The 3,914-nt window shown below is 74.1% G+C and carries 4 protein-coding genes; 3 read left to right on the top strand and 1 reads right to left on the bottom strand.

What is annotated here, in order from left to right:
• Window positions 1-272: hypothetical protein (locus tag ACWEVO_RS32085; protein WP_452311198.1), on the bottom strand; the 272-nt coding region annotated here is incomplete at its 3' end.
• 377 nt (window positions 273-649) lie between these two features.
• Here ACWEVO_RS32085 and trpC point away from each other — a divergent pair.
• From trpC to trpA, 3 genes are read left to right on the top strand one after another with little or no spacing between them, the layout of a single operon-like run.
• On the top strand, window positions 650-1,453 hold the full coding sequence (gene trpC, locus ACWEVO_RS32080; RefSeq protein WP_452311199.1) for an indole-3-glycerol phosphate synthase TrpC: 804 nt from the start codon (window positions 650-652) through the stop codon (window positions 1,451-1,453).
• Window positions 1,454-1,493: 40 nt separating this feature from the next.
• Window positions 1,494-2,729: a tryptophan synthase subunit beta gene (gene trpB / locus ACWEVO_RS32075; RefSeq protein ID WP_452311197.1), complete on the top strand. Its 1,236-nt coding sequence runs from the start codon at window positions 1,494-1,496 to the stop codon at window positions 2,727-2,729.
• Window positions 2,730-2,733: 4 nt separating this feature from the next.
• On the top strand, window positions 2,734-3,537 hold the full coding sequence (trpA, locus tag ACWEVO_RS32070; protein WP_452311196.1) for a tryptophan synthase subunit alpha: 804 nt from the start codon (window positions 2,734-2,736) through the stop codon (window positions 3,535-3,537).
• Window positions 3,538-3,914: the final 377 nt, after the last annotated feature.

Here is a 3,914-nt window from a genome sequence, read left to right as displayed (position 1 = left end):
GCGTCCCGCGCGTCGCGGCGCTCGCGGACGGCGGCCCCGGCCGCCACCCGGGCGGCGGCCAGCTCGGCGATCAGGCGGTCCAGTTCGCGGCGCTGCGCGGCCCGGGCCCGGTCGGCGCAGACCGCCTCCCAGGCGTTGCCCCGGGCGGTCCGCATCCGGCCGTCGCCGACCATGGCGCGTTCGAGGGTGTGCACCACGCCGACGGCGAGCGACGCGACGGTCCGGGAGATGGTGGTGAGTCCGATGGTCTGGTGCGGCCCGTTGGTGCTCATGGTCACCCCGTACGAGATCGTTGGCGACGGTTCGGCAGGCGCCTCGTCGAGTCTGCCCGACAGCGATGCTGTCCGACTCGCGTTTCGCCGCCGTGACGTACGGGTCAACTCTCCAGCAGCGGGCGTGACCTGGGCAGGGCCGTTCGTCCTTGAGCTTGGTCACAGGAACGGGGGAACGCGCTGCGTGACACCGTGTTCACCGGAAGTCCGCCATGATGCCACAGCCCATTTCGTGAGGAGCGCCATACCCCCGGGACTTGTCGCCAGGTGGCGCCCCCTAGCATCGGCCCATGACACCCGGAGAGGGGAGTCCGTTGGTGACTGCTGAGCATGCGCACGCGGAGGGGGACGACGCCGGGTCGGCGGCGCCCGCAAGCGTGCTCGACGAGATCCTGGCCGGCGTCCGCGAGGACGTGGCGCGGCGACAGGAGCAGGTTCCGCTGGAGCGGATCCGGGAACTGGCCGCCGCCGCGCCGCCGCCGATGGACGCGTACGCGGCCCTGCGCCGGCCCGGCGTTGCCGTGATCGCCGAGGTGAAGCGCTCCTCGCCGTCCAAGGGGCGGCTGGCCGAGATCGCCGACCCGGCCGACCTGGCCGGCGAATACGCGGCCGGGGGTGCCCGGGCGATCAGCGTGCTCACCGAGGGGCGCTGGTTCGGCGGCTCCCTGGACGACCTGGCCGCCGTGCGGGCCGCGGTGCGGATCCCGGTGCTGCGCAAGGACTTCGTGGTCTCCAGCTACCAGGTGCACGAGGCGCGGGCCCACGGCGCCGACCTGGTGCTGCTGATCGTCGCCGCGCTGGAGCAGAACGTTCTCATGGGGCTGCTGGAGCGGATCGAGTCGCTCGGCATGACCGCGCTGGTCGAGGTGCACACCGAGGACGAGGCCGACCGGGCCCTGGCGGCCGGCGCGCGGGTGATCGGGGTCAACGCCCGTGACCTGCGTACCCTGGAGGTCGACCGCTCGGTGTTCGAGCGGATCGCGCCCGGCCTGCCGAGCAGCGTCGTCAAGATCGCCGAGTCCGGCGTGCGCGGTCCGCACGACCTCATCCGGTACGCCTCGGCGGGCGCCGACGCGGTCCTGGTCGGCGAGGGCCTGGTCACCCAGAAGAGCCCCCGCGAGGCGGTCGCCGAGCTGGTCAACGCCGGCAACCACCCGGCCACGCCCCGCCCGGTGCGCTGACCCGCGCCGGGTCCCGACACGTCTCGAGAGGACACCCGCGATGAGCGCAGACGCCGCGGCCCCCGCCGGACAGCTTCCCGACGCCGCCGGTCACTTCGGTCGGTTCGGCGGCCGGTTCGTCCCCGAGGCGCTGGTCGCGGCGCTGGACGAGCTCGACGCGGCGTACCGCAAGGCGATGACCGACGAGGAGTTCCGCGCCGAGTTCGACGCCCTGCTGCGCGACTACGCCGGCACCCCCTCGCTGCTCTACGAGGCCCGGCGGTTCTCCGCGAAGGCCGGCGCGCGGATCCTGCTCAAGCGGGAGGACCTCAACCACACCGGCGCGCACAAGGTGCGCAACGTGCTCGGCCAGGCGCTGCTCACCAAGCGGATGGGCAAGCGCCGCGTGATCGCCGAGACCGGCGCCGGCCAGCACGGCGTCGCCACCGCCACCGCCGCCGCCCTGTTCGACCTCGAGTGCGTGGTCTACATGGGCGAGGTGGACACCGAGCGGCAGGCGCTCAACGTGGCCCGGATGCGGATGCTCGGCGCCACCGTCATCCCGGTCACCACCGGCTCGCGGACCCTCAAGGACGCGATGAACGAGGCGATGCGGGACTGGGTGGCCAACGTCGACACCACCCACTACCTGATCGGCACCGCCGCCGGCCCGCACCCGTTCCCGGAGATGGTCCGGGACTTCGTGCGCGGCATCGGCGACGAGGCCCGCCGGCAGTGCCTCGACCTGACCGGTGCGCTGCCGGACGCGGTCGCGGCCTGCGTGGGCGGCGGTTCCAACGCGCTTGGCATCTTCCACGCCTTCGTCCCGGACGCCGGGGTGCGGCTGTACGGCTTCGAGGCCGGCGGTGAGGGTGTCGAGACCGGCCGGCACGCGGCCAGCATCACCGGCGGCTCCGCCGGCGTGCTGCACGGCACCCGCACGTACGTGCTGCAGAACGAGGACGGGCAGACGATCGAGTCGCACTCGATCTCGGCCGGCCTGGACTACCCGGGCGTCGGGCCGGAGCACGCCTGGCTGCACGACAGCGGCCGGGCCACCTACCTGCCGGTCAACGACGCCGAGGCGATGGCCGCGTTCGAGCTGCTCTGCCGCACCGAGGGGATCATCCCGGCGATCGAGAGCTCGCACGCCCTCGCCGGCGCCCTCACGATCGCCCCCCGGCTCGCCGCCGAGCTGGGCCGGGAGCCGGTCATCGTGGTCAACCTCTCCGGTCGGGGCGACAAGGACGTCCACACCGCCGGTGGATACTTCGGCATCCTCGACAAGGAGCAGTGAGATCGTGAGCCGGATCGGGGTCGCCTTCGACAAGGCCCGCGCGGACGGGCGGGCCGTGCTGGTCGGCTGCATGCCGGCCGGGTTCCCCAGCGTCGAGGGCAGCATCGCCGCGATGACCGCGATGGTCGAGGTGGGCGTGGACGTCATCGAGGTGGAGATCCCGTACTCCGACCCGGTGATGGACGGCCCGGTGATCCAGAAGGCCAGCGACATCGCGCTGGCCGGCGGCGTACGGACCGCCGACGCGCTGCGCATCATCGAGGCGGTCGCCGCGACCGGCGCGCAGGTGGTCACCATGACCTACTGGAACCCGATCGAGCAGTACGGCGTGGACGCCTTCGCCCGCGACCTGGCCGCCGCCGGGGGCACCGGTCTGATCACCCCGGACCTGATCCCCGACGAGGCCGACGAGTGGCTGGCCGCGTCCGACGCGCACGGCCTGGACCGGACGTTCCTGGTCTCCCCGTCGTCCACCGACGCGCGGCTGCGGATGACCGTGGAGCACTGCCGCGGCTTCGTCTACGCGACCGCGATCATGGGGGTGACCGGGGCCCGGGCGCAGACCTCCGCGGCGGCGCCGGTCCTGGTCTCCCGGGTGCGCGAGGTCACCGACCTGCCGGTCGGCGTCGGCCTCGGCGTGGGCACCGGCGCGCAGGCCGGCACCGTGGCCGGGTACGCCGACGGCGTCATCGTGGGCAGCGCCCTGGTCCGCTGCGTGCTGGACGCCCCGGACCAGGCCGCCGGCCTGGCCGCCCTGCGGACGCTGAGTGCCGAACTCGCCGAGGGCGTCCGCAACCCGGTCCGCTGACCCCCCGCCCGCTGACCCGCCCCGGCCGGGGCCGTGGCCTGGCTGCTCGCGTGCCGGCACGGGTGGCATCTCGGCCAGGTGATCTCGCTTCACGAGCCGCGAACCGGGAGTCCGGCCGGAGGCCGCCGTCCAGGCACCGGCATCGCTGCTGAACGCCTTTCGAGCTGAGTCGTCTGCGATATCGCCCCGTAGGCTGCCGGCCAGGGTCCGGCGGTCACCCCGCGGGGCACCGGCCCGCGGTGTGAGTCGTTTACGACATCAGCTCCCAAGGCGCTCTGAGGTCACCCACCGGCGCGGGGTCGGCCCCGCCGCCCCGGGTCACCGCCGGCCGACGCCCCGTTCGCCGGCGGCCCGCTGGCCGGGCGGCGTGCCGGAGC

Source organism: Micromonospora sp. NPDC003776, from assembly GCF_053605645.1.
Note: the sequence above shows the minus strand (reverse complement) of the source record. Positions and strands in the feature narration are given on the sequence as shown.